The following is a 24,875-nucleotide window of genomic DNA, read 5'->3' on the forward strand; positions in this document are numbered from 1 at the left end:
GACAATTTCGCCAAGCCGGCATCTCGGCGCAAGGCGTCGCACAGGAACTCGGCCTGTCGGCGCGCTATGTTCACAATCTTTTGCAGAAGTCGGGTATCAGCTTCTCCGAGCGTGTTCTCGAACTGCGCCTGCAGACGGCCCACAAAATGCTTTCGCAGAGACAGAATGGCGAGATGCGCGTCAGCGAAATTGCCATGACCAGTGGCTTCAGCGATGTGTCGTACTTCAATCGCTGCTTTCGCCGCCGCTTCGGCTACACGCCGACGAGCGCCAGATAAAATCCGGATACCCGGAAACCTACACACGACTCGATTCCGATTACCTCTCCGTCAAAAGCCGAGATCCCGCGGCGATCAATGGCGCCTCCGAATGCGATGGCCGATCGACGGCTTCAGCGAAACGGGCGGATCTGCGGCGCTGACCAGCGCGAATTCAACCACCGACGCCACCTTCATCACGCTCAGCCTGCGTGCTTCCACCGATTTGGGCCTCGGCGAATCAAGGCGACGGCGCGCGGCATGCTCGGCTGACGCCATGCCTTCGGTGATGTCACGCCGACCTCGACGTTCGCTTTTGCCGGCGGCGATCTCTTCACCATCGCCGGCGAATGTCCTGCCAAGCGCGAAGCGCGCGCGATGATCCAGATGCGACGGCAAATCCGCCGATGAGAAGACGTTCTTTTGCAAGGAACGACCGGGCTTTTCCACAATCGCAGTCTTCATTTCGACACGCACCGTATTGGACCAGATCACGGTCTGTCCAGAGCCGGAAATACTTGTGCGCCAGGTGACAACTTCAGTGCCGTCCTGGACAAGGGTTGACTTAAGTTTTTTAAATTTGGCCGGTTGATTCCAGAAATAAAACACCGCCCTCGCAACTGAACCACTCCCGTACGACGTTCAGCGATTCGAAATCGAAATTTGAGAAGCTCACAGTGACGTCTGCACGATAGCGTTGCTAGTTATTCCTCGAAGAAGAGTTTGGAATGGAACGTTTTGTATTTGGTATCTTTCTCAGGTACTCAGTTGACATAACTCCAAGCATCACATTAGAGATTTCTATCAGGCAAGTCAGCCCCGGACTGATCCGGGGTCGCATGAATTGGCTGCGAGGGGCAAATCATGGGGCGTGTTCAAGATTCCGCCGGTCTTAGGCCTTCGGACCTAAGCCAGACCCCCTCGAATTCAGCCCGACAGAGCAACCTGCGTTCACAGGCGAGCCAGCTTGCGCTGCGATCCGCCATCGGGATTGCTGCGGCCGCGGGCGTGAGTCTGCTGGCGTCCGGCCAAGCCTGGGCGGATTGTCTCGTCGGTGCCGTCACTGTCCAATGCGACACGACCTCCACCACCGACACGACATTTCCCGCTGACGCACCCAACGACCGCAACTATCAGAACTTGTCGCCCACGCGTCCATACCGATGGCTTCACCGAAGACGGTGGCGATGCGGCACTGACCAGCGCCGGCTCGAACGATGATGCGACCTTCACCACGCTGGGCCTGCGCGGTTCGACCGATTTCGCGCTCGGCGGCATGAACGCCACGGCGCGCGGCATGCTCGGCTGGCGCCACGCGTTCGGCGACGTCACGCCGACCTCCAGCTTCGCCTTCGCCGGCGGCGATCACTTCACCATCGCCGGCGTGCCGATCGCCAGGGACAGCGCCATCGTCGAGGCTGGGCTCGACTTCAACATGTCGGCCAACGCGACGCTAGGCCTGTCCTATTCCGGCCAATTCGGCGGCGGCACGGTCGATCAGGGCGCCAAGGTCGATCTCGCCGTGAAGTTCTGAACAGCAACGAAGCGCGCCGGCCGGACAAAGGCAACGCCCGAACGGCGGTCGGCGACGGGACCGGCTTTACGGCACGATCCCGCATATCCCTCCCACCCTACTCCGCCCCACCCTACTCCGGCGACGGCACTGGCGGCCGTGATGTCAGCGCCGTGCCGAAGGCGGCGACAACGACGGCTGCGATCCCGGCCAGTTGCGTTACGGTCAGGCTTTCATGCAGGAACAGGAAGCCGGCCAGTGCGCCCAGCCCCGGCTCCAGGCAGGTCAGCGTGCCGTAGATGCGCGCCGGCATGCGGGTCAGCGCCACCATCTCCAGGAAGAATGGCAACGCGCTGGAAAACAGGCCGACCAGCAGCGCGCTGACCAGGATCGACGGCGCCAGCAGCGCGGTTCCCGCCTGTGCCACACCGAAGGGCAGCACCAGCACGGCGGCGATGGCCATGCCGTAGGCGGTGGTGCGAGTGCCAAGCTCCGCGCCGGCCTTCTGGGCCAGCACGATGTAGAGCGCCCAAAACCCGCCGGCCGCCAGCGCCAGCATCACCCCGATCGGATCAAGCGGCGCGAGGGAATGAACGAAGGGCGACAACAGCAGGATGCCGGCCACCGCCAGCGCGATCCAGGCAAAGTCGCTGGCGCGCCGCGAGCTCAAGGTCGCCACCAGAAGCGGGCCGGTAAACTCCAGCGCCACCGCGATGCCGAGTGGGATCCTGGCCAACGCTGCGTAGAACAGGAGGTTGAGCGCGGCGAGCGTCACCCCATAGGCGACCAGCCACGGCATGGTGGCACGCGAGGGCCGCATCTGCCAGGGCCGCAGCACCGCGATCAGCATCAGCGCACCGATGACCAGCCTGAGCGTCGTCGTGCCTTGCGCGCCGATCTGCGGGAACAGGCCCTTGGCGAAGGTGGCGCCGATCTGGATCGACACCATGGCGCCCATCAGTGCCGCGACCGGTAAGGGCGCCGCTTCGCGACTGGCAATCGGGGTCGATGTCACGTGATCCCATCCTCCATACCGCCTGGTCCAAACCCGACCGGCGGCATGGAGATAGGGCGAACCGGCCGACCTGTCGTGAGGCAGCCGCAACTGGCTGCTGGGGCAAGGACTGCAGGCACGCTATGAGCCTCCCGGGCCGCGAAGCGTTCATTTCCGCGGCGGACAAGGAATAGCTGGAGATGATCCTGTAGGTGTGAGAGCGCAACGACAACGCTTTAGGCGGTGGCAGCCGAGCGCTTGAAGACGATGGTGACCCGCGTACCCTCGGCAGCGCTCGACTTCACGTCGAACTCCGCCCTGGCATTCTCGGTTAGCGAGCGGGCGATCAGCGCGCCGAGCTTGCCGCTCTTGGGCCAGGTCTCGCCGTCCGGCAGGCCGATGCCGTCATCGGCGATCACGATGCGGCAGCCATCACCGTCGACGATGCTGTGCAGCGTGATCGTGCCGCCGTCTCGCCCCTGGAAGGCATGTTTGAGCGCATTGGTCAAAAGTTCGTTCACCACCAGTCCGGTCGGCATGGCGACATTGATCGACACCGGATAGGTGTCGACCTTCATGTCGAGGCGGATGCCCTCGACCGCATGCGAGTTCATCACCGCCGACGCGATCTGGCTGAGATAGACGCCAAGATCGACCTCATCCTTGCCATCGTCCCCCGACAGCGTCTGGTAGAGGATCGCCAGCGCGTCGACGCGCCCTGCCAGCCTCTCGAAACGCTTCTGGTCCGGCTCGGCCGCGTTTCGCGTCTCCATCCGGATCAGTGCGGTGATCATCTGCAGATTGTTCTTCACCCGGTGCTGCAGTTCGCGCAGCAGCGTGTCCTTCTCGCGGATGCGCTCATCGATCGATCGCGCATCTTCGGTTTCGCCATGGGCAGAGACGTCGACCAGCGCCACCAGCCGGAAGCAGGCCTTGCCATTGTCGTCCTCGATGACATTGGAATAGACGTCGACGATCGCCTGTTGGTCTTCCTTCCGCTCCAGCCGGAACGTGCCGATGAAATCGGTGTCCTCGACCACGGCCTCGAACAGCGGCCGGCCCTTCTGCTTGTGCAGGCCGGTGCCGGAAAGCGCCGCCCAGTGTTGCCGAGCGAGCGTCGCCGCCTTGAGGCCGGACAGTTTCTCGAATTCCGGATTGGCATAGACGACACGCTCCTTCGCACCGAGGTCGGAGACGGCAATGGCGATCGGCACCTGGTCGAGGAACTTCTTGAACTGTTCGCTTTCCAGCGCGCTGGCAAGGTCCGGCGTTTCGAGCAGCTGCCCGACCGCTTCGGCCTTCTGTGTATCGGATGTCATCTGCGACGCCTGTGCTGTGTGATCACCATCAATAACAGCGATGCGATCACGCCGCCATCGCCAAAGCACGAGGCGGCATTTCACGCGCCGCCACGAGCGGTGTGTCGCACAATCTCGAAATCTGCGTAGCCGCCTCGAAATACTTGACCGAGGCCTTGGAAACCGCTCAGGCCGCCGGCTTCGACGCCAGCCGTGGACCGGTTTTGACGTCGACGACCTCAGGCTTGGTACTGTCGACCGCACCGTCCCAGCCGCCGCCGAGCGCCTTGTTGAGGGCGATGTAGTTGGTCGCCAGCAGGACGCGGCTTTGCAGCAGCGAGTCCTCGGCCGAGTAGAGAGAGCGCTGGGCGTCGAGCACATCGAGAAGGCTTGTCTCGCCGGCCTTGTAGAGCGTGCCTTCGAGACTTGCCGCCTCGCCATAGGACCTCGCCGACGAGGCGAGCTTGCCGATCCGGATGCGCTCCTGCGACAACAGCACCAGCGCATTCTCGACATCCTCGAGCGCCGTCAGCACCGAAGACCGATATGCGATGAAATATTGATCGCGCTGCGCCGTGGCGACCTCGACGGCGGCCTGCAATTGGCCGGCATTGAACACCGGCACGCTGAGCGTCGGCCCGAACGACCAGCCAATCGACGAATCCTTGCCGAGATCGCCAAGCTTCAGCGCCGCCGTGCTGATGTCTCCCGTCAGGCTGACCGAGGGATAGCGGGCGGCCTCTGCCTGGCCGATCTTGGCGGTGTATTGCGCATATTGGCGCTCCGCCATGCGCAAATCGGGCCGCGACAGCAGGAGGTCGGCGGGAATTCCGGTGGGCATCGGCAGGCGTGGTGCAGGGATCGGGGCGACCCGCTTCAGCCGCTCGCTGAGCCAGGCAGGCGGCCGGCCGGCCAGCACCGCGAGACGATGCACGGCCTGGGCATAGCTTGCCTCCAGCGTCGGCACCGCGGCTTCGGTGCTCGCTGCCTGCCCCATCGCCTTGGCGACATCGGCGGCGGTCGCCGTGCCCGCCTGCGCCATGGTGCGGGTAAGTTCGGCGGTCTGCCTTTGCGACGCGGCCGAGCGCCGGGCGAGCGCGATGCGGGCCTGGTAGCCGCGCGCCTGGGTATAATAGGAAGCGACATCGCCGACCAGGGTGAGAAGCGTCGAGCGCAGTTCCTCCTGCGAGGCGTCCAGCCCGTAACGCGCGGCCTCGACGCCCCTGCGGTTGGCGCCGAACAGGTCGAGTTCCCAGCTGGCGTCAAAGCCGGCCTGATACTCGCTGTAGGTGGCATCAGAGCCAGACGTGGCTTCTGACGACTTGTTGCGGGAGACCGAGCCGGAGCCCTCGGCCGACGGCAGCAACGTGCCTGCACTCTGGCGATAGCTGGCGCGCGCCTCGCGGATCCTGGCCTTGGCGGTGGCGACATCGAGATTGCCGGCAACCGCTTCCTCGACAAGCGTGTTCAACTCGGGATCGCGCAGCCGCTGCCACCATTTCGACAGTTGCGCCGGCTGGGCAGGCTTTGTCGGCTTCTGGCCGCTCCAGCTTGCAGGCATCGCCAATATCGGCGTCTGATAATCCGGACCGACGACGCATCCCGCGAGCAGGACAGTGGTAAGCATAGGCGCAAGGAGCCGCCTCGCGGCCACCGAGCCACGTTCCAAGCCTGTCATGTGAAGTTTTCCTTATTGCTGGTTGGCCGTCACCGGCGTCTCGCCCGTATCTGGTTTGACCGCCCTGCCCTTGAAGATGCGCCGCACGGTGACGAACAACAGCGGCACCAGGAAGACGCCGATCACGGTCGCCGCGATCATGCCGCCCATGACGCCGATGCCGACGGAGTTCTGCGCGCCGGAGCCCGCACCGCTGGCGATCGCCAACGGCAGCACGCCGAGGATGAAGGCCAGCGACGTCATAAGGATCGGCCGCAATCGTTGTCGCGCCGCCTCAAGCGTCGCCTCGACGAGACCCATCCCGGCGGTCTGCCGCTCGATGGCGAACTCGACGATGAGGATGGCGTTCTTGGCGGCAAGGCCGATCGTGGTCAGCAGGCCGACCTTGAAATAGACGTCGTTGGACTGGCCGAACAGGCTCGCCGCCAGCAGCGCGCCGAAGATGCCGATCGGCACCGAGAGCATGACCGCGAACGGGATCGACCAGCTCTCGTAAAGTGCTGCCAGGCACAGGAACACGACCAGTGCCGAGATCGCATAGAGCGACAGTGCCTGGTTGCCGGAAAGCTTCTCCTGGTGCGACAGCCCTGTCCATTCGTGGGAATAGCCGGCGGGCAGTTGCGCGACAAGCTTGTCGATCTCGTCCATGGCGGCACCCGAGCTGATGCCCGTGGCCGCCGCGCCCTGGATCTCGACCGCCGCCGACCCATTGTAGCGCTCCAGCCTGGGCGAACCGAATGTCCAATGGCTGGAAGCAAAGGCCGAGAACGGCACCATTGCCCCGCTGGCATTGCGGACCTGCCATTTGTCCAGGTCTTCCGGCTGCATGCGGAAGTTCGGGTCCGACTGCAGATAGACCGGTTTCACCCGCCCGCGATCGATGAAGTCGTTGACGTAGTCGCTGCCCCAGGCGGTGGAAAGCGTGTTGTTGATGTCGGCCAGGCTGACGCCCAGCGCGCTGGCTTTTTCCTGGTCGATGTCGACCGAGAATTGCGGCTGGTCTTCCTGCCCGTTGGGCCTTGTGTTGGCGAGCAGCTTGCTCTGCCCGGCCAGGGCCAGAAGCTGGTTGCGCGTCTGGATCAGCGCGTCATGGCCAGCGCCGTTGACGTCCTGCAGGTAGAAGTCGAAGCCGTTGGTGTTGCCGAAGCCCTGGATGGCCGGAGGCGCAAGCGCAAAGACCTGAGCATCCCTGATCTTCGAAAACGCGCCCATCGCCCGGCCGGCGATTGCCTGTGCGGCCGAAGCCGGCGATTTGCGCAGGTCGAAATCCTTCAGCCGCACGAAAGCGATGCCGACATTCTGCCCTGCGCCGCCGAAGCCGAAGCCGGAGGCGGTGAACACCCCGTCGACGACGTCCTTCTCCTGGTTGAGATAATGGTTGGTCACCTCTGCCAGCACGCGCTCCGTGCGATCCTGCGTCGCGCCGACCGGCAGCTGCACGCTGGTGATCAGGATGCCCTGGTCCTCTTCCGGCAGGAACGAACTCGGCAGCCGGGCAAACATCCAGCCCACGGCAACGACGATGGCCAGGAACACGACGAGGAAGCGCCAGGACCGGTTGATGATGCCGTGCGAGCCGTCGCGATAGGCAAGCGTGCCGCGATCGAAGACGCGGTTGAACCAGCCGAACGGACCGGTCTGCGTCGCATGGTCCTTGGGCGGCCGCAGGATCGTGGCGCAAAGTGCGGGCGTCAGCACCAGTGCGACCAGCACGGACAGCACCATCGCCGAGACGATGGTCACCGAGAATTGCCGGTAGATGATGCCGGTCGAACCGCCGAAGAAAGCCATCGGCACGAACACGGCCGAAAGCACGGTGGCGATGCCGATCAGCGCGCCGGTGATTTCGTGCATCGACTTGCGCGTCGCCTCTTTCGGCGGCAGGCCCTCTTCCTGCATCACGCGTTCGACATTCTCGACCACGACGATGGCGTCGTCGACCAGCAGGCCGATCGCCAGCACCATGGCGAACATGGTCAGCGTGTTGACGGAATAGCCGAACAGCGACAGCACGCCGAACGTGCCGAGCAGCACCACCGGCACGGCAATCGTCGGGATGATGGTGGCGCGCAAATTCTGCAGGAAGATGAACATCACCAGGAACACCAGCACGATCGCTTCGGCCAGCGTCTTGACCACCTCCTCGATCGACAGCCGCACGAAAGGCGAAGTGTCGTAGGGATAGACGACCTCGACGCCTTGCGGGAAGGTCGAGCTCAGCCGGGCGATCGTCGAACGCACCGCTTCGGCGGTGTTGATGGCATTGGCGCCGGTCGCCAAGTTGACGGCGACGCCCGCCGCCGGCTTGCCGTTGTAATTGGCCTGCGTCGTATAGCTTTCGGCGCCGAGTTCGACGGTGGCGACGTCGTTGAGGCGTACCAGCGAGCCGTCCGTCTGGCTCTTCAGGATGATGTTGCGGAACTGTTCGGCGGTCTGCAGCCGGCTCTTGGCCGTCACCGTGGCATTGAGCTGCTGGCCCTTGCGCGCCGGCAGGCCGCCGAGCTGGCCGGCCGAAACCTGCGTGTTCTGCGCTTCGATGGCGGTAGCCACGTCGCTCGGCATCAGGGCGTATTTGGCGAGTTGGTCCGGGTCGAGCCAGATGCGCATGGCATAGCCGGAGCCGAACAGCTGCGTCGAGCCGACGCCCTCGACGCGCTTCAGCGTGTCGTTGACGGTGGCGTCGACATAGTCGGCGAGATCGGTAGAGTTCATCTTGCCGTCGGTCGAGACGAAGCCGATGACCATCAGGAAGCCGGTCGAGGATTTGGAGACGGTGATGCCATTGCTTTGCACCACCTGCGGCAGCTGTGACTGCACCAGTTGCAGCTTGTTTTGCGTCTGCACCTGGGCGGTGTCGGGATCGGCTGATGTGGTGAAGGTCAGCGTGATCGAGGCCGAACCGGTCGAGGTCGACGTCGCCGTCATGTAGTCGAGATTGTCGATGCCGGTCATGCCTTGCTCGATGACCTTGGTCACCGAGTTCTCGACGGTCTGCGCGTCGGCGCCCGGATAGGTGGCGCTGATATTGACCGTGGTCGGCGCGATCTGCGGATATTGCGAGATCGGCAGCGAGGTGAGCGCCAGAAGCCCGCCCAGCATGATCACGATGGCGATCACCCAGGCGAAGATCGGCCGGTTGATGAAGAATACGGACATCGCTCAGTTCCCGGTCGCGGCGGCAGGCGCCGGTTTGGCAGCGTTGGACGCGGCGGGCGCGGCGGAAGTGCCCTGCCCGCGGTCCTTGACCTCGCCTGTCGTCTCGTCGATCGTCACTTCGACGCCCGTCGCGTCGCCGCCGGGGCGCACCAGCTGCATGCCCTCGACGATGACGCGGTCGCCGTCGCCGACACCCGAATCCACCAGCCAGTTGTTACCGACGCTGTTGCGCACTGCGAGCACGCGCGTCTCGACCTTGCCCTGCGCATTGATGACCATGGCGGTGGCCTCGCCCTTGGTGTTGCGGCTGACGGCGCGCTGCGGCACCAGGAAACTATTCTGCGCGACGCCCTCCTCGACCAGCGCCCGCACATACATGCCGGGCAAAAGCAGGCGGTCTGGATTGGGGAATTCGGCCCTGAGCGCGAAGGTGCCGGTGGTCTGGTCGACATTGGCGCCGGCGAATTCCAGCTTGCCGGTCTGTGTGTAGATGGTGCCGTTCTCGAGCTTCAGCTTGACGCTGACATTGGGGCCGCTGAACTTCAGCCGCCCTTCCGAGATCGCCTGGCGCAGGTTGAGCAGGTTGGTGCTCGACTGTGTGACGTCGACATTGATCGGATCGAGGGCACGGATGGTGGTCAGCACAGTGTCCTGGTTGGCGGTCACCAGCGCACCCGGCGTCAGCGTGGACTTGTCGATGCGGCCGGCGATCGGCGCGGTGATCGAGGTCCGGTCGAGGCTGATGCGCGCCGTCTCGGCACTGGCCTTGGCCGAGGCGACATCGGCTTGCGCCTGCGCCAGCGTGGCGGCGGCATCGTCATAATCCTGTTTGGAAACAACGTTCTGCTTCAACAGACCGGCATAACGGTCGAACTTGGCCTGTGCGGTGGGCACCGCCGCTTGCGCCTTCTGCTGTGCGGCGACCGCGCTGTCATACGACGCTTTGTAGCTCGCCGGATCGATGAGGTAGAGCGGCTGTCCAGCCGCCACCTCGCTGCCCTCCTTGAACAGGCGCTGCTGGATGATGCCGTTCACTTGCGGGCGCACCTCGGCAACCAGCGAGGCCGCCGTGCGTCCCGACAGCTCGGCGGTGATCGCCACCGATTGCGGATGCAAGGTGACGACACCGACTTCCGGTTTGCCGGGCGCGCCCATGCCGGCGGGGGCGCTGCCCTCCTGCGAGCAGGCCGCCAGCAGAAGAGTGGCGGCGAACATCGCGGCCCAGGGCGCCAGACGGCGCGCCGAAAAACGAGGCTGGCTAGACTTGGAAATCATGGCCTGGATCTTTCCCTGGAGTTGCGTACGCGCTGGCAATGGACCGCTTGGTCGAGGGCATGCCGATCCATATGATGATAGGCCGCACCCGTCGGCGGGCGGCGACGAGCAATGCTTCGAAGCGGCTCATGTCGCGCTCCTTCTCGTCGGCCGGAGCTGCTCGAAGGTCGAGTAGCTGGCCGCGATGCCCACCAACATCATTATGCCGATCAGCGAGGACATGCCAAGCGCCTTGCCGGAGTTCACGCGATCTTGCGGTCATGATGTCCATGATTGTCGAGCGGCTGCGAGAGCGGAAGCGGCACCCGCCAGGCGGCGAAGCGCAGGCGGATCGCGCCCTTCAGCGTGTCGGCCGGCAGAGCCAGTGGCAGGCCGCGTCCGGACAGCGGAAGACCGCGTCCGGACAGCGGAAGACCGCGTCCGGCATGGTCGAGTGACAATCTCGGGCTGGCGGATGCGAGCAGCCGCAGCAGTATCATGACTTCCCACATCGTCGTGCTTCCGTTTGATTTGAACTGGGCATGATTTGAAAAATAGGGATGGCGAAGATACGCCCGCCATCCCTGAAAGAGACCGGCCGGCCCGAGAACGGGTTGGGTACCGGGCCGGCCGGCGCAGCCGGTCAGAGTTCTCAGCCGTTCCCGGGCTGGGGCGGCGGACTGCCATCGTTGGGCAGACCTCGGGGGCCGGCTGCATCATCCGGCGGACCGCCCCAGGGACCGGGGGGTGGTCCGTGGGGACGTTCCGCCGAAGCGAGGATTTCGAGCTGTTCGGGCGTCAGCTTGGCGCGCAGTGCCGCGATCGCGTCTTTCAGCTTGCCGGCCGAAACCGCGCGGGCCGTGACGTCGTCGGCCAGTTTTTCCTGGAAGGCGAAGGGATCGCGCTTGCCGTCAGGGCCGGCTGAGTCGGAGCCCTTCGCTTCAGGACCGCCGGAGCCATCAGGACCACCGGGCCGCCCATGATCGGGCCGTGGCGGCGCCAGCACGGCCTGCAGCGCGCTGGTGTAGTCGCGCCAGGCGTCGAGCTGTTCGGAGCGGATGCCGACGCGGGTCTCGAGCGCGGCCAGCCGGGCGGCCAGCATGAATTCCGGCGGCGGACCCATGCGGCGGGGGCCAAAGCCTTCCGGGCCAAAACCTCGCGGGCCAAACCCCTGCGGACCATGCCGCATCGGCCCGTGCGGGCCGGGTCCGGCCATCGGGCCATGGTCGGGTCCATCCTGCATTGCCGCACTCTGCTGGGCCATGACCGGTGGCGGCTCGCCGGGGGCGGCACCCGGATCGCGCTGTGCCGCCAGCACGGGGTGAATTGCGGCGACGGAAAACAGGCCGAGCGCAAGAAGTCTGCTTCGCATGACGGTGTTCCTTTCTCTCATGCTTCGGACAAATGAGAGGATAGGAAGCGTGTTTGTCCGCTTCGCGTCGGCGTATTGCCGAAGGTTTCCGCAAGAGGGCAATTTGTAACTGAATGTTTCCCACGGCCTGCCGGAAACATTCAGTTGCAATTTTTCCGTGCCGCTTGGACGCGGCTCTCCCTATAATCGCGGCCACAGGCAAGGGTACGGTCATGCAGTCACAACCCCATATCCTCGTCGTCGACGACGACCGCGAGATCAGGACGCTTCTCCAGCGCTATCTCGACAGCCAGGGCTTTCGTGTCACAGCTGCGGCGGACCGGCGCGAATGCGAGCAGAGGCTGGGCGCGGGCCAGTTCGACCTGATCGTGCTCGACGTCATGCTGCCGGACGGCTCGGGGCTCGATATCTGCCGGGCCTTGCGTGACCGCAAGCCGCATATCCCGGTCATCCTGCTGACGGCGCTGAAAGAAGATGTCGACCGCATCATCGGCCTGGAACTCGGCGCCGACGACTATCTCGGCAAGCCGTTCAACCCGCGTGAGCTCATTGCCCGCATCCGTGCCGTGCTCAGGCGCTCGGCTCCCGAGGAGGCGCCCGCCTCCGCGCGCGCGCGTACCTACCGCTTCGCCGGCTACAGGCTGGAGCCGGACACCCGCAAGGTGACGGATGCACAAGGCGTGGCCGTCGACCTTACGGGCGCCGAGTTCGACCTCTTGCAGGTGTTTCTCGACCGCCCCGGCCGGCTTTTATCGCGCGACCAGCTTCTCGACCTGACGCAAGGCCGCGAGCGCGACCCGCTCGAGCGTTCGGTCGATGTGCTGGTGAGCCGGCTGCGCCGGAAATTTTCCGACACCGGCGACGGGCCGCTGTTCAAGACCGTGCGTAATGGCGGCTACCAACTCACCGCGCGCGTCGAGAACGTGGAGAGCCACGCGTGAATTCGCTGCGCCGCCGTCTCATCCTGCTGCTGGTCGCCTCGATCGTCGGCGTCGTCGGCCTGGCGACGGCCGCCGTCATCAGCGTGCGCGGCGGCGGACCGCCGCCGGAACTGACCGTGCCCTGGATTGCCCAACAGATGGAACTGGTGGTGCGGCTTTTGCCGGGGCCGATCCCCGACGTCCTGCGGGTGCAATTCGCCGACCATCCGGCGGGCGGCAAGGTGGCTCGTGCGGAAACGGCGATGCTCAACGACATCCTGCACCGCCGTGGCCTCGACTTTCCGGCGGTCGTCAACGAGAAGACGGACGAACCCGGCCAGATCGCATCGATGCACCTGCCTGACCGCCGCTGGGCGATCATGGAGGTGCCGCATCTCAAGCCGCCAAGGCGCGAATGGCTGGTCTTGGCCGGCTGGATCTCGCTGATCGTCGCCGGCGCCACGGCGGTGTCGGTCTATTTCACCTCGGTGCTGATCCGCCCGCTCGAGATGCTGGAGGCCGCCGTCTCCAAGATCGGATCGGACGGCGTGCTGGCGGCGGTGCCGGAAGTGGGCTCGGCCGAGGTCAAGGCCACCGCGCATGCGCTGAACCAGCTCTCGTCGCGGCTGCGGACCGCCATGGAAAGCCGAATGCGGCTGGTCGCCGCCGCCGGCCATGATCTGCGAACGCCGATGACGCGCATGCGGCTGCGCGCCGAATTCCTCGACGACGAACGCGACAAATGGCTTCACGACCTCGACGAACTCGACCGCATCGCCGATAGCGCCATCCGCCTGGTGCGCGAAGAAGTGAACCAGGACGCCGTCGAACCGGTCGACCTGGCAAAGACGGTGCGCGATATCAAAGCCGAGATGGTATCGCTCGGCCATGCCGTCTCGATCGGGCACCTGGACAAGGTTTGCGTGCGGGCCGGCGCGCTTGGCCTGCGCCGCGCCTTGCGCAACCTGATCGTCAACGCCGCCACCCATGGCAAGGCGTGCCGCATCGACCTGGCCACAGCCGACAATCGCGCCGTGCTGACCATATCTGACCATGGCCCGGGCATACCCACGGAACTCCTGAACAAGGCGTTCGAGCCCTTCTTCCGCGTCGACCCCGGCCGCCTGCAATCCGTCCCCGGAGCCGGTCTTGGCCTCGCCATCGCCAAGGAAATCATCGAGCGCTACGGCGGCATCGTGACGCTGCAAAACCGCCGGGGCGGCGGGCTGGAACAGACGGTGGTGTTCGAGGCCGTGTGAGGGGCGTTACGTGCGAGTTCCCGTTGGGCGGAATGCCTGCCTCGGGAGCAGTGAGCCTTGCGGCAAAAAGACGGCGACGATGCTGCACCGCGCAAAGCCAATGGTTCCAGCCCATTTCTCGGCGCAACCAGAGCCAATCCACTCGGCAAAAAAATACAGACTCCGAAATTTCGCCTGGTTTAACAAATGATTAGGCCTATCTTATTGCGTCAGCCTACGACGACCTTCCCAATCAGCCGAAGCAGGAATCTTTAGCGCTTGCTCACATAAGTATTTCATCCCGGTAGATTTTTTGTGTTGCGCCGCACAATAGGGTGGCCGAACCATTCCTTTGGGGTTCGTTTGCGACTGGACATACGCTGTGGAGGATTCCGGCACGTTGACCAACTTGTGCTGTTCGTCCGTCGATTTCGAGCCCGGCCCGATCGGACTCGCCGCGATCGGACCCGCAAAGCGAAGGTTTGACGGTGCCGGTGCCCTGGCGGATCTCGTCCGCCTGGTGCCCGAAACGACCGGCTGGCGGATACGTCGCGGACATCAATGCCGCGGAAGCCGCTGATGGGAAGCGCCCGTGACATCCAACTTGATGCGTTGAGAGCCATCGCCGTAACGATGGTGTTGTATTCCCATTTCTTCGCGGAGGGACCTTCGTTCTGGGGCCATATCGGCGTGCGGCTGTTTTTCGTGCTGAGCGGCTTCCTGATCACGCGCCTGCTCCTGGAGGCGCGTTCGGCCACCGAATTCGAAACCGGCCCCGCGCTGCGATCCTTCTACATCAGGCGGATGTTGCGGATATTCCCGCCCTATTTTGCCGTCCTGGGTTTCGTCTGGCTGGTTGACCTGGATCAATCCAGAGGATCGCTGGTCTGGCATGCGCTTTATCTGTCGAACTTCTGGTATGCGCAGCACAATAACTGGAACCCTTGGGTGCTGGGCCATTTCTGGAGCCTGAGCATCGAGGAGCAGTTCTATCTTGCCTGGCCGCTGGTCGTCCTGCTGGCCCCACGCCGCCGCTTCGAGGCCATCTGCATCGCCGTCATCGCACTGTCGCTGGCCTATCGCTTCTATTGGCCGATCACTGCCACGCCGGCGCTGGCGCGCGACCTGCTGCCGCCGGCATCCATGGACGCGCTGGCTTCGGGCGCGCTGCTTGCCTGCTGGCATTTTAGGGGCGCCGGCATGCCGCACTGGATGCGGCTGGGCTGGCCTGCCTTCGCCGCCGCATTCCTGGCGATTGAGTGGTTAGTCCCAGAGCCCGCCGATCCGACATTGGAATGGGCCCGCTGGGTGCTGCGAGAAGTCCTGCCCCTGGTGCCACTGATGGTCATCGTAGCCGCCTGTTCGCGCGGCCTTGGCGGCATCCTGGGCAGGCTTGCGGAACTGCCGCCGCTGCTTGGCCTCGGCCGCATCAGCTACGGCGTCTATCTCTATCATCCGATATTGCTGTCGCTCGCCGTCAAGGCGCAGCCCTGGATTCCGCTCAACGTCTCTGAGCAAGGGCCAGGGCGATTCCTGGTCGCGGGCGCCGCCACGATTGTCGCGGCCTGGATTTCCTGGGTGGTTTTCGAGAGGCCGCTCAACAGCCTCAAGCGCCACTTTCCCTATGTCGCGCGCACCCGCCCCGCACAGGGCAGCCATGGCGGCTGGCTCGCGACGGCGGCCGTCGGACCGCCGGATGACCGCACACCGGCGCTCGAACTCCAGCGCACGGATACAAGACGATGACCGCCGCGCCGCTCGTCTCCGTCCTGTTGCCGGTCTACAATGCCGGCCCCTATCTCGCCGCCGCGCTGGGAAGCATCCTGCGGCAGGATTACGGCCGCCTGGAGATCATCGCGATCGATGACGGTTCGACCGACAATTCGCTCGAGATACTCGAGCGCTGCCAAAAGGCCGACAGCCGCATTTCGATCGTCTCGCGTGAAAACCGCGGCCTTGTCGCGACGCTCAACGAAGGGCTGGCGCTCGCCCGGGGCGAACTGGTCGCGCGGATGGACGCCGACGACGTCGCCTATCCCTGGCGTTTGTCGCGCCAGGTGGCGCTGTTCGAGCGGCGGCCCGAACTGGGCTTCTGCGGCGCCGGCGTCGACATGTTGATCCGCGGCCGCATCGCCATCGGCAGGCCGGATCCGGTGTTCCAGTTCGGCCGCATCCCTGTATTGGCGATGTTCTTCACGATCTTCATGCACCCGACGGTCGTCTACAACAGGAAGGTCATCGACGACGGCGTTCTCCACTACGACCAGACCTACAGGCACGCCGAGGACTTCGATCTTTTCAGGCGGCTGGCCAGCCGCTACCCGGCAGCCATGATGCCCGAAAACCTGGTCGTCTACCGCGTCCATGAGGCAAGCGTGACCAGCCGGCACGTCAAGGAGATGCGCAGGACGCATTTGCGCATCGTGGCCGAGAACCTCGAGCGCGAGGGCCTGGCGCAGGCCACGCGGGACCTGCGCGACATCGGCGATGCGGTCAGCCACGACACGGTCGCCCGTGCGGCCAGCTTCATCGTCGCGCTGGAGGAGGAAATCCGCTCGCTGCCGGCGGCGACGCGGCCGAGCTTCGAGGCTGGCGCGCTGAACCTGTTCTATTTCCTTTACCAGCTGGTGGCCGACGAAAAGCAGCCCGCGCTGACGCATGAATTGCTGACGCGGACCGCGAAATGGAATGCCATCCGGCGCCGCGAGCAATATGCGCTGCGGCCCGGCGCCTGGGCGCCCTGGCTCAGCCTTGCCTCGCTGTCGGCCGCCAGACAAGCCGATGCCATGGCATACTTCTTCAAATCCGCGCCCGCCGCGGCGGTTCTGGCGTCTCATCGGTTGAGTTAGGGGCATGATCGTCAAAGCCAACCAACCTCTGCAGCGCGATCGTTCGACGGCGCTTGACCCTGCCCCGACCGGTCGCGGCCGTGACCGATCGGCGCCGGAAGTCAGCTTCATCATCTGCACGCGCAACCGCGTCGCGGTGCTCGATGCCTGCATCAAGTCGGTGCAAGCCGCTTGCCGCGCACATGCCGGCTTCGCCGCCGAACTCGTGGTCGTCGACAACGGTTCGAGCGACCGCACGGCCGAACGCCTGGCCAGCATCGCCGCTGCGTCGGACATTCCGTTCACGCCGGTCTGCGAGCCGCGCCCCGGGCTGGCGGCCGCGCGCAACGCCGGGCTGAGGCGCGCGCGCGGCCGTGTGCTGGTCTTCGTCGACGATGACTGCGCGGTCCATCGCGATTACCTGCGCGATCTGGAGCGACACTATGCGTCCGGGGAACAATGGCTCATCCGGGGCGGACGTGTCGAGCTTGGCGATGCCAGGGATTTGCCGTTCACCATCAAGCGGTCGTGGGCGCGCGAGCGGCTGACGCCAGATGTTCATCCCGGCGGCTTCGTGCTGGGCTGCAACATGACGATGCACCGCGATGTCGCGGCCCGCATCGGCTATTTCGACGAACGCTTCGGCGCCGGCGGACCATTGCGGTCGGCCGAGGATACCGATTATCTCGTGCGCGCGATGCTGCTCGGCATCGCAGTCGAGTATGTGCCTGATATGACGATATTCCATCATCATGGCCGGCGGGATCGCAAAGCCATCGAGAAGCTGCACCGCGACTACAGCCTGGGCAATGGCGGACTCTGCCTGAAGCATGTTCGCCACGCGCCCTGGCTGCTTCGCCATTTCTACTGGGCCGCAAGAGGGGCTATCAGGGAATTGGCGGGAGGACCCGCCTTCGATCGTGAACTCAACCTGCCGCACTGGCCGATCGTCGCCATGAATTTGCTCGGCGCGGCCAGATTCGCGGTTCTCCTGCTGGCCAGACGGCCGCGGGCCGAGCCAGTGCGGCAAGATCAGCAAGCCAATGCCCAGGCGAGGTGAAACGCAATAATGCCAATGCTGCCGCCAAACCTGCCGATGCTGTTCCGGGCGTTCGGAAAGCGGCAACTGCGCCTGCTTCCGGCGGTGGTGGTACTCGGCCTGCTCAGCGCCGTCCTCGAAGGGTTCGGCATCGGCCTGATCATCCCGTTGCTGGGCATCATCATGGGACACGGGGATGCGGCCGGAATGGGCGGCTTCTCCGCTGTCCTCCAGCATGTCGGATCGGGCTTGAGCGAGCGCGACCGGCTGATCGTCATTTCGGTCGCCATCCTCGGCTCGATCATCCTGAAGAACGTCTTCGCCTTCGCCAACACGCTGCTGACGACCTTCATCTCCGGCAAGGCAAGCCATTCCATCCGTGGCGCCCTGTCGGAGCAGCTGTTGCGGGTCGGCTACCCATTCTTCCTGCGGCAAAGCCCCGGACGCTTGCTCAACATCATCTCCAACGAGTCCTGGCGGGCCTCCGATGCGATCCAGATCATGCTGTCGGCCATCGTCAGCGCATCGGCCGCCATCATCCTGTTGGCTTTCCTGTTGCTGCTTTCGTGGCGCATGACGCTGCTGGTCACGCTCGGACTGGCGCTCGTCCAGATCGCGCACGCCATCCTCTCTGCCAATCTGAAGGAGCCCAGCCGCAGCGTCGCTTCGCGCAACGGCCACCTCGCCTCGCAGATGCTTCACCTTGTGCATGCCGGACGGCTGATCCGCATCTTCGGACAGGAGAACCGGGAAAAGGCGATATTCGACACGGCGTCGGATGCGGTTCGCCGCGCCTCCTTCGCGCTGCTCGTGCGCCAGGGAGCGCTGCCGCCGCTGACGGAGGTTCTCCACGCCATGCTGTTCCTGGCGGTGGTGATCGGCGCCTGGCTGGCGCAGGTGAGTTTCCCGCTGATCATCGCGTTCGTCATCCTGCTCTACAGGCTGCAGCCGCATATGCGGGCCCTGCAGGGGTCGTGGAGCCAGTTGCAGGGCCTGAGCGGATCGCTCGAAGAGGTGACATGGCTGCTGGATCCCGCCGGCAAGCCGCAACCGCCGCAAGGCGACGAGCCGTTCCACGGCCTGCGCCAGGGCATCAAGTTCGACGATGTGACATTCACCTATTCCGGTACGGACCGGCGCGAGGTCGTGCTGCATGCGGCGACATTCGAAATCCGCGGCGGCCGCTCGACGGCGCTGATCGGCCGCTCGGGCGCCGGCAAAACGACGATCGTCAATCTCCTGTGCCGCTTCGTCGAACCGGACACTGGCAGCATCCTCGTCGATGGATCGCCGCTCGACGGGATCGACGCCAGCCAGTGGCGACGGCACATCGCCCTGGCCAGTCAGGAACTGGAACTGGTCGATGGCAGCATTTTTGAAAACATAACCTACGGGCAGGATACGGCGACAGCCGGCGACGCCGAGGCCGCCGCAAGACTGGCCGAAGCGCACGAGTTCATCGAAAGGCTGCCTCAGGGCTACGAGACGCTGGTCGGCTACAGGGGCGTCAATCTGTCGGCGGGACAGAGGCAGCGGATCGCCTTGGCGAGAGCCCTGGTCCGCGATCCCGATCTCCTCATCCTGGACGAAGCCACCAATGCGGTGGACGGGCTGTCGGAAGCGGCCATCGTCGAGACCCTGAAGTCGAGAGCCGGCCGCCGCACGACTATCGTCATCAGCCACCACCACAGCACAATCTCGTTCTGCGACGACGTGGTCATCCTGAGCGGCGGCCGCGTGAAAAAGCAGGCCCCTTTCGGCGCCCTGGCCTCGCTCAGCATGGACGAGCTTTATCAGCACGAGCCGCTCGACTGAGGAGGCACCGGGCCGGCCGCGATCGTTTCCCGGGCGTGTTTGCAGCCTCCGGCCGGCGGGCCGTCGCAAAGGTTCGAATCAGAAGCTTGGGGAAGTGCCGCTGGCACCTTCCGTGATCGCACCAATGCCGTGCGGGACCGAGGCGCGCTACCTTGCCTGTGCGGCGGACCTGTCGATCCGCCTGGCCGGTGCCCCATTGGGCTTACTCTCCGGGTGAGGTGCCGGCCTCCCATGCACAAAAGACCTGAAGCGGGTCACCTGAAGCCCTTCAGCGCCACACTTCAGCTAACGGCGCCAACATTCCTGCGCATGCGCCGCCTGCCCGTCGTCCGTGCTTTCTTCGCCATCGCCCCGGCTATCTCGACCACGCCGTCCTCGCGCGGCCTGCCATTGGTGGCCTTGTGGAGCCGCTCGTAGGGCAGCAGTTCCTTGATGCGGGCATTGAGCGATGCGATTTCAGCTTTGAGGTCCTCGCATTCCTGCCTCTGCACGTCGAACTGTATTTGTTCGGACGCCTGTTGCAGCGTCAGCTGAGAAAGGTTGGCGTTCACCTTGGAAAGACTCATCTTGTCGCTTTCGCTCTCCTGGGTCAGCGCGGACAATCTTTCATCGGCGATCTTCTTTTCGGCCAAGGCATCGTTCAGTTCGCTCTTGAGCCTGGCGATCTCGCCTGCGGCTTCGCTGTTTTCGGTCGAGGTTTGCTCCAGCCGCGATTGCAGGTTCTGGATCTCCGAGCTCAACCCGCGCATTTCCGCCTGGCTGCGAGCCAGCTCGGCTTCCTTGTCGCCTTCCATCATGCGTGCTGCTTCGTTCGTTTCCGACAGCTTCGCCTGTGCGGCCTCGAGCGACTTCTGGAGCCGCATCTCCTCTTTCTCGCTCTTGCCGAGCGCGGCCAGCAGCTCCGCCAGCCGCGCTGCTTCGCTGGCATGGATCGTCGAGAGCTCGTCGAGCCTGTGGCGCGCCTGCGATTCCCGCTTCAGCGCCTTGTCGAGTTCGATCGAGAGGTTGACGTGCTTTTCGCGCAGCATCTTGCTTTCGCGCAAGCGCCTGTTGGCCTCGACCGTCCTGGCGGTCAGCCGCTTGGCGATGTCGCCGAACTCCGCTTCGCGTTTGGCGCTCGCATTGGCTGTCTCCACCAGTTCCAGCCTTACCGCGGCAAGCGCCGCACGAAGCGTCTCCCGGTCCTGAACCAGGCTTGTCTCGCGCTGCTGCAGCGCTTCGAAAGCGCCTTCACGCTCGCGCAGCTTTCTCGTCGCATCGTGCAGCTTCTCCGACAACGCCCTCTGTTCGACGGCCAGGGCGGCATTGGCAACCTCCAGCTCGTTGGCGCGCAGGATGTCGCTGTGCAGGATGTTGAGGAATTCACGCGTCAGATGGTGTGAGGTGCCGATCTCCGACAGCTTGTCGTTGATCTCCTCCAGATAGTCCCTGGCGTCATGGAAGAGACCCTCGAAGGCGCTCAATGCAGCCAGCCGGGTTTGTGTATGGGCCGTCAGTCGTGGCGCGGTTTCGGAACTGTCCGCATCGCCCGCAGCGTCGGCCTTCCTGGCGTTGTCGTCATTTGCCGCGTCGGCCTGGGGTGGCCCGTCATCGGGTGCCGCCTGGGCATCCGGCACATCGTCGCTCTCCGACGGCACCAGGTCGTCGGCGTCGAGACTTGCATCCAGCGCGTCCGCCAAATCGATCTGCAGGTCCTGGATCGCTTTATCCACGTCTTCAGCACGCTTGATCAGGCCTCTGAAGTTCATCACCAAACTCCCCTTACGCATACCTCGCTTCGAACTTAACAAATTGCTAATATATCCTTACATCCGCTGCTTGCGCAGGGGAAGCCCCGTCGGCACAAAGGTAAATTTGGGACATTTGGGGGTTGGATGCTGCAAGCGACGCGATGCTGCGGCCGTGGAAAAGCCTGCAGCGCCGCGCTGACCCCACCCCGCCGCTTCGCAGCGACTTGCCGGGGTGAGCCAAGGGTCTCTGCGCAAAAAACCGGGCGCCCTACCTCGCCCTTGTGGGGAGGTCGGACCGCAGGTCCGGGTGGGGGTGCTGGCGCCAACCCCCACCCCGATCCGCTTTGCGGATCGACTTGCCGGGGCGAGCCACCGGTCTCGCCCGTCCTTCGGCCCCCCACAAGGGGGAGGGAGACTTCCGTTGGCGCTGACCAGGAGAATCGCCTGTCTTTTCGGCGCTAAGAAGAATTAAAGGCGCGCGGCAGCGTTCCCTCCCCCTTGTGGGGAGGGTTAGGGTGGGGGTTCTTCTTCGCAAGAATCCATATGCGATAGCCCTCCCCACAAGAGGGAGGGTAAAAAAGTCACCCCGCCATGGCCATCGGCACGGCGCTCTTGTTGGGGATCTGGATGTCGATTTCCAGCGTCGACATGGTCTCGCCGCGGTCCATCGAGACCTGCAGATAGTCCTGGTCGATCTGCACATGCTTGGCGATGACGGCCATGATCTCCTCGCGCAGGATGGAGACGAGGTCGGGCTGGCTGCGGTTGCGGCGCTCATAGGCGAGCAGCACTTGCAGCCGCTCGCGCGCCACCGGGGCGCTGGAGCGCCGCTTGAAGATGTCGAGCAGGTTCATGCCGCCCTCCTTCCCAAAAGACGATCGAGGAAGCCCTTGCGCTCGAAGGGCACGATGACAGGCAATTCCTCGCCTTCCAGCCGCCTGGCGGCATCGAGATAGGCGCGTGCGGCCGCATTGAGCGGCTCTGACAGTGTCACCGGCGAACCGAGGTTGGAGGCGCGCAGCACGTCCTGGCTTTCCGGAATGATGCCGAGCAGCGGCACGGACAGGATTTCCAGCACGTCATCGATGGAGAGCATTTCGCCACGCGAGGCGCGCGCTGCATCGTAGCGCGTCACCAGCACATGCTTGGCGATCTGCTCGCCCTGCTCGGCCCTCAAGGTGCGGGCGTCGAGCAGGCCGATGATGCGGTCGGAATCGCGCACCGACGACACTTCCGGATTGGTGACGATGACCGCCTCGTCGGCAAAGCGCATGGCGAGCTGCGCGCCGCGCTCGATGCCGGCCGGGCTGTCGCAGAACACGTAGTCGAACACCGAGCGCAGCTTGTCGATGACTTCGCCGACGCCTTCTTCGGTCAGCGCATCCTTGTCGCGCGTCTGCGAAGCCGGCAGCAGGAACAGCGTCTCGACCCGCTTGTCGCGGATCAGCGCCTGCGAAAGTTTGGCCTGGCCCTGGATGACGTTGACGAGGTCGAACACCACGCGCCGCTCGGCGCCCATGATCAGGTCGAGGTTGCGCAGGCCGACGTCAAAGTCGACCAAGGCCACCTTCTTGCCGGTCTTGGCCACGGCCGCCCCGAGGGCCGCCGTCGAGGTCGTCTTGCCGACGCCCCCCTTGCCCGAGGTGACCACCACTACCTTGCCCATTGAATAGCCTCCGTTGTTGTTCATTTGTTTTTGGTCGAGCGGCCCTCGCCGCCCGGTCGAAGTCAGCTCAGCGTCGAAACCCGCAGCGCGTCCCCGTCGAGAAATGCCTGCACCGGCTTGCCGCGCGAAACACCTTCCATCTCCTCGGCGGTGACGTACCAGCCGTCGACCGCCAGCAGCTCGGCCTCGTTCTTGCGGCAGAAGATGCGCGCGCCCCTGTTGCCCAGCGCACCCGCCGAAGCGCGCCCGCGCAGCGTGCCGTAGACATGGATCGAGCCCGCCGCGATGATCTCCGACCCGGAAGCGACCGAACCCAGCACGATGACATCGCCATGCGGGTGCACGATCGCCTGGCCGGAGCGGATCGGCGCCTTGATCATCAGCGTACCCGAAGCTTCAACCTGCGGCTCGCTATCGCCGGCCTTGCTTGCGCCAGCCTTTCCGTCGCCGACCTTGGCCGCGCTGCCCGCATCGGCGTGCTGGTCAGGCGCCTTGCCCTCGGCCTTGTCGAAACCCTCCGCCCGCGCCTGGCGGGGCAGCAACCCATCCGTGGTCGCTTCCTTGGCGCCGACCAGCACCGGCGGCAGGTTGGGCTCGAGTGCGGTGTGGCCGTCGAGCTCGATGGCGTAGATGCGGATGCCGCGATGGCCCAGCACGCCGACCAGCGATTCGATCGCGGCGACATCGGGCTTCAAGGTGTTGAGATCAAGCACCACCGGGCGGCCGGCAAAATAGCCGGGCGAGTTGCCGATCCAGTGATCCAGCCCCTCGAGCCACACGTCCAAAGGCGCTTCCGGAGTCAACGTGAAAGCGACGAAAGAGCGGGCACGAAAACGAATGGATTTGGCCTCGAGGGGGGCGGCAAAGGTCACGGCTGGCGAATCCTTACTGAGAGGTAAACGCTAGCGGGAGGATGGTTAATGAAAGGTTAATGGGAGGGGGATGAGGGCCAATTTGCGAGAAGTTGGAAGGTCAGCCAACGCCAAGGCAGTGACAGTCGATCCGTTTCCTTCACTCAATGCGCTGCGGGTTTTTGAGGCAGCAGCGCGCCACGAAAGCTTTGCGCGCGGGACACCATTTGCCAATGCGCAATCTTGGGGGTCAGATGCGATGACGAAGCGCCTCGACGATCATCGCCATCGCAGGCGAGAGCTGTCGCCTGCTCGGGTAGTAGAGGTGATAGCCCGCAAATGGCGGACTCCAATCGTCAAGCACGAGCCTAAGGCATCCCGTGGCGATATGGTGGTTGACGAGGTTTTCCGGGACGTAGGCGATCCCGAAACCGCTTATCGCAGCCTCGATCATGGGTATGGACGAATTGAAGGTGAGCTGGCCTTGCACCCGCACACGCAGGTCGCGGCCTTGCTTGGCGAATTCCCAGGCATATAATCCGCCGAACGTCGCCTGCCGCATATTGATGCAGTCATGATCGACCAGGTCCTGGGGCGCGGTCGGAACCGGATGGCGGGAAAAGTACTCCGGCGAAGCCACGGCCACGAGCCTCCAATCCGGCCCGATCCTAACCGCGATCATATCCCTGTCGATGCTCTCACCTAGCCGCACGCCCGCGTCGAAGCGCTCCTCCACAATGTTCTTCATGCCGTTGTCGCTGTAGAGTTCGACGCACACGTCAGGATAGTCGCTGAGCAAAGGCTGCAGCTTCGGCCAGACGGTCGTCTGGAGCGCATGGTCGGACAGCGTGATACGGACCGTTCCGGAGGGCTTGTCGCGAAAGGCCACCAGGCTTGCAAGGTCGGCTTCGATTTCCTCGAAGCGGGGAACAAGAGACTGGAAAAGTCGCTCGCCGGCCTCGGTCGGTGCGACGCTCCGCGTCGTACGTGTCAGCAGACGGACGCCAAGACGAGCTTCAAGCTCCTTGATTGTCGAACTCAGGGTCGACTGCGAGGTTCCGAGCTTGGCCGCCGCCTTGGTGAAGCTGCGCTCCCGCGCGACCGCCACGAACCATAGCAGATCCTTCATGCCATCGCGCTGCATAGGGCACCTCCCCTCGGGCATTTATATCACGAGCAGATAAGTCCATGCGGATTACTTAGCCTAATAAAATGGGTTCCTCTGCAATATCTTCTTGGCATCGCGACAGGGATTGGCGGCTGATC

21 protein-coding genes are annotated in these 24,875 nt (G+C 64.4%); 8 read left to right on the forward strand and 13 right to left on the reverse strand.

Annotated features, from left to right (window positions below):
- Positions 1–80: 80 nt before the first annotated feature.
- The gene (locus NKK51_RS22050; RefSeq protein WP_352554565.1) at positions 81–278 is read left to right on the forward strand and encodes a helix-turn-helix transcriptional regulator; all 198 of its coding nucleotides are present in this window, start codon (positions 81–83) and stop codon (positions 276–278) included.
- Positions 279–353: 75 nt separating this feature from the next.
- On the opposite strand, the gene NKK51_RS22055 is transcribed toward NKK51_RS22050, so the two are convergent.
- Positions 354–866 (reverse strand): hypothetical protein, encoded by a 513-nt coding sequence (locus tag NKK51_RS22055; RefSeq protein WP_352554566.1) that lies wholly within the window; start codon positions 864–866, stop codon positions 354–356.
- Between the two features lie 445 nt (positions 867–1,311).
- Between NKK51_RS22055 and NKK51_RS22060 the strand changes: the two genes are divergently transcribed.
- The gene (locus NKK51_RS22060) at positions 1,312–1,791 is read left to right on the forward strand and encodes an autotransporter outer membrane beta-barrel domain-containing protein (RefSeq protein WP_352554567.1); all 480 of its coding nucleotides are present in this window, start codon (positions 1,312–1,314) and stop codon (positions 1,789–1,791) included.
- 112 nt (positions 1,792–1,903) lie between these two features.
- Here the strand turns inward: NKK51_RS22060 and NKK51_RS22065 are convergent, their stop codons facing one another.
- The 7 genes from NKK51_RS22065 to NKK51_RS22095 form a co-directional block, all read right to left on the reverse strand.
- Complete coding sequence (locus NKK51_RS22065) at positions 1,904–2,785, reverse strand: EamA family transporter (protein WP_352554568.1); 882 nt, start codon at positions 2,783–2,785, stop codon at positions 1,904–1,906.
- 215 nt (positions 2,786–3,000) lie between these two features.
- The gene (locus NKK51_RS22070; protein WP_023814325.1) at positions 3,001–4,083 is read right to left on the reverse strand and encodes a sensor histidine kinase; all 1,083 of its coding nucleotides are present in this window, start codon (positions 4,081–4,083) and stop codon (positions 3,001–3,003) included.
- A 166-nt stretch (positions 4,084–4,249) separates the two neighbouring features.
- On the reverse strand, positions 4,250–5,740 hold the full coding sequence (locus NKK51_RS22075; protein WP_352554569.1) for an efflux transporter outer membrane subunit: 1,491 nt from the start codon (positions 5,738–5,740) through the stop codon (positions 4,250–4,252).
- Positions 5,741–5,752: 12 nt separating this feature from the next.
- Entirely contained in the window at positions 5,753–8,896 is a 3,144-nt protein-coding gene (locus NKK51_RS22080; RefSeq protein WP_352554570.1) for an efflux RND transporter permease subunit, read from the reverse strand.
- Between the two features lie 3 nt (positions 8,897–8,899).
- A complete protein-coding gene (locus tag NKK51_RS22085; protein WP_502895259.1) occupies positions 8,900–10,171 on the reverse strand; it encodes an efflux RND transporter periplasmic adaptor subunit in 1,272 nt (423 codons plus the stop codon).
- Positions 10,172–10,413: 242 nt separating this feature from the next.
- Positions 10,414–10,662, reverse strand: a complete 249-nt coding sequence (locus NKK51_RS22090; RefSeq protein WP_352554571.1) for a hypothetical protein — start codon at positions 10,660–10,662, stop codon at positions 10,414–10,416.
- 140 nt (positions 10,663–10,802) lie between these two features.
- Positions 10,803–11,522: a hypothetical protein gene (locus NKK51_RS22095; RefSeq protein ID WP_352554572.1), complete on the reverse strand. Its 720-nt coding sequence runs from the start codon at positions 11,520–11,522 to the stop codon at positions 10,803–10,805.
- A gap of 212 nt (positions 11,523–11,734) precedes the next feature.
- On the opposite strand from NKK51_RS22095, the gene NKK51_RS22100 reads away from it, so the two are divergent.
- From NKK51_RS22100 to NKK51_RS22125, 6 genes are all read left to right on the forward strand, one after another.
- The gene (locus NKK51_RS22100; RefSeq protein ID WP_352554573.1) at positions 11,735–12,463 is read left to right on the forward strand and encodes a response regulator; all 729 of its coding nucleotides are present in this window, start codon (positions 11,735–11,737) and stop codon (positions 12,461–12,463) included.
- Positions 12,460–13,701: an ATP-binding protein gene (locus NKK51_RS22105; protein ID WP_352554574.1), complete on the forward strand. Its 1,242-nt coding sequence runs from the start codon at positions 12,460–12,462 to the stop codon at positions 13,699–13,701. Before NKK51_RS22100 ends, NKK51_RS22105 begins: the two co-directional genes overlap by 4 nt.
- Positions 13,702–14,259: 558 nt before the next feature.
- Entirely contained in the window at positions 14,260–15,426 is a 1,167-nt protein-coding gene (locus NKK51_RS22110; protein ID WP_352554575.1) for an acyltransferase family protein, read from the forward strand.
- The gene (locus NKK51_RS22115; protein WP_352554576.1) at positions 15,423–16,529 is read left to right on the forward strand and encodes a glycosyltransferase family 2 protein; all 1,107 of its coding nucleotides are present in this window, start codon (positions 15,423–15,425) and stop codon (positions 16,527–16,529) included. The genes NKK51_RS22110 and NKK51_RS22115 overlap by 4 nt, the downstream gene beginning before the upstream one ends.
- A gap of 4 nt (positions 16,530–16,533) precedes the next feature.
- Complete coding sequence (locus NKK51_RS22120; RefSeq protein WP_352554577.1) at positions 16,534–17,568, forward strand: glycosyltransferase family 2 protein; 1,035 nt, start codon at positions 16,534–16,536, stop codon at positions 17,566–17,568.
- Between the two features lie 9 nt (positions 17,569–17,577).
- Positions 17,578–19,362, forward strand: a complete 1,785-nt coding sequence (locus NKK51_RS22125; RefSeq protein WP_031213654.1) for an ABC transporter ATP-binding protein — start codon at positions 17,578–17,580, stop codon at positions 19,360–19,362.
- Positions 19,363–19,643: 281 nt separating this feature from the next.
- Here the strand turns inward: NKK51_RS22125 and NKK51_RS22130 are convergent, their stop codons facing one another.
- The 5 genes from NKK51_RS22130 to NKK51_RS22150 all read right to left on the reverse strand — a co-directional run bounded on the left by NKK51_RS22130 (position 19,644) and on the right by NKK51_RS22150 (position 24,753).
- A complete protein-coding gene (locus NKK51_RS22130) occupies positions 19,644–21,110 on the reverse strand; it encodes a coiled-coil domain-containing protein (protein WP_352554578.1) in 1,467 nt (488 codons plus the stop codon).
- A gap of 563 nt (positions 21,111–21,673) precedes the next feature.
- Positions 21,674–21,946 (reverse strand): cell division topological specificity factor MinE, encoded by a 273-nt coding sequence (gene minE / locus NKK51_RS22135; protein ID WP_023813379.1) that lies wholly within the window; start codon positions 21,944–21,946, stop codon positions 21,674–21,676.
- Positions 21,943–22,758: a septum site-determining protein MinD gene (minD, locus tag NKK51_RS22140; RefSeq protein WP_127255721.1), complete on the reverse strand. Its 816-nt coding sequence runs from the start codon at positions 22,756–22,758 to the stop codon at positions 21,943–21,945. Before minD ends, minE begins: the two co-directional genes overlap by 4 nt.
- Before the next feature lie 62 nt (positions 22,759–22,820).
- The gene (gene minC / locus NKK51_RS22145) at positions 22,821–23,630 is read right to left on the reverse strand and encodes a septum site-determining protein MinC (protein ID WP_352554579.1); all 810 of its coding nucleotides are present in this window, start codon (positions 23,628–23,630) and stop codon (positions 22,821–22,823) included.
- Between the two features lie 229 nt (positions 23,631–23,859).
- Positions 23,860–24,753, reverse strand: coding sequence for a LysR family transcriptional regulator (locus NKK51_RS22150; protein WP_352554580.1), 894 nt, complete (start codon positions 24,751–24,753; stop codon positions 23,860–23,862).
- Between the last annotated feature and the right edge of the window lie 122 nt (positions 24,754–24,875).

The organism is Mesorhizobium sp. M0011 (assembly GCF_040324155.1).
Lineage (GTDB): Bacteria > Pseudomonadota > Alphaproteobacteria > Rhizobiales > Rhizobiaceae > Mesorhizobium.

What these genes read in the sequence shown, in the direction of transcription:
- NKK51_RS22125 (WP_031213654.1), top strand. Translation starts at nt 17,578, where the DNA reads ATGCCAATGCTGCCGCCAAACCTGCCGATGCTGTTCCGGGCGTTCGGA.
- minE (WP_023813379.1), bottom strand. Translation starts at nt 21,946, where the DNA reads ATGAACCTGCTCGACATCTTCAAGCGGCGCTCCAGCGCCCCGGTGGCG.
- NKK51_RS22110 (WP_352554575.1), top strand. Translation starts at nt 14,260, where the DNA reads ATGGGAAGCGCCCGTGACATCCAACTTGATGCGTTGAGAGCCATCGCC.
- NKK51_RS22090 (WP_352554571.1), bottom strand. Translation starts at nt 10,662, where the DNA reads ATGTGGGAAGTCATGATACTGCTGCGGCTGCTCGCATCCGCCAGCCCG.
- NKK51_RS22130 (WP_352554578.1), bottom strand. Translation starts at nt 21,110, where the DNA reads ATGAACTTCAGAGGCCTGATCAAGCGTGCTGAAGACGTGGATAAAGCG.
- NKK51_RS22085 (WP_502895259.1), bottom strand. Translation starts at nt 10,171, where the DNA reads ATGATTTCCAAGTCTAGCCAGCCTCGTTTTTCGGCGCGCCGTCTGGCG.
- NKK51_RS22100 (WP_352554573.1), top strand. Translation starts at nt 11,735, where the DNA reads ATGCAGTCACAACCCCATATCCTCGTCGTCGACGACGACCGCGAGATC.
- NKK51_RS22075 (WP_352554569.1), bottom strand. Translation starts at nt 5,740, where the DNA reads ATGACAGGCTTGGAACGTGGCTCGGTGGCCGCGAGGCGGCTCCTTGCG.
- NKK51_RS22095 (WP_352554572.1), bottom strand. Translation starts at nt 11,522, where the DNA reads ATGCGAAGCAGACTTCTTGCGCTCGGCCTGTTTTCCGTCGCCGCAATT.
- NKK51_RS22120 (WP_352554577.1), top strand. Translation starts at nt 16,534, where the DNA reads ATGATCGTCAAAGCCAACCAACCTCTGCAGCGCGATCGTTCGACGGCG.
- NKK51_RS22115 (WP_352554576.1), top strand. Translation starts at nt 15,423, where the DNA reads ATGACCGCCGCGCCGCTCGTCTCCGTCCTGTTGCCGGTCTACAATGCC.
- minD (WP_127255721.1), bottom strand. Translation starts at nt 22,758, where the DNA reads ATGGGCAAGGTAGTGGTGGTCACCTCGGGCAAGGGGGGCGTCGGCAAG.
- NKK51_RS22150 (WP_352554580.1), bottom strand. Translation starts at nt 24,753, where the DNA reads ATGCAGCGCGATGGCATGAAGGATCTGCTATGGTTCGTGGCGGTCGCG.
- NKK51_RS22070 (WP_023814325.1), bottom strand. Translation starts at nt 4,083, where the DNA reads ATGACATCCGATACACAGAAGGCCGAAGCGGTCGGGCAGCTGCTCGAA.
- NKK51_RS22080 (WP_352554570.1), bottom strand. Translation starts at nt 8,896, where the DNA reads ATGTCCGTATTCTTCATCAACCGGCCGATCTTCGCCTGGGTGATCGCC.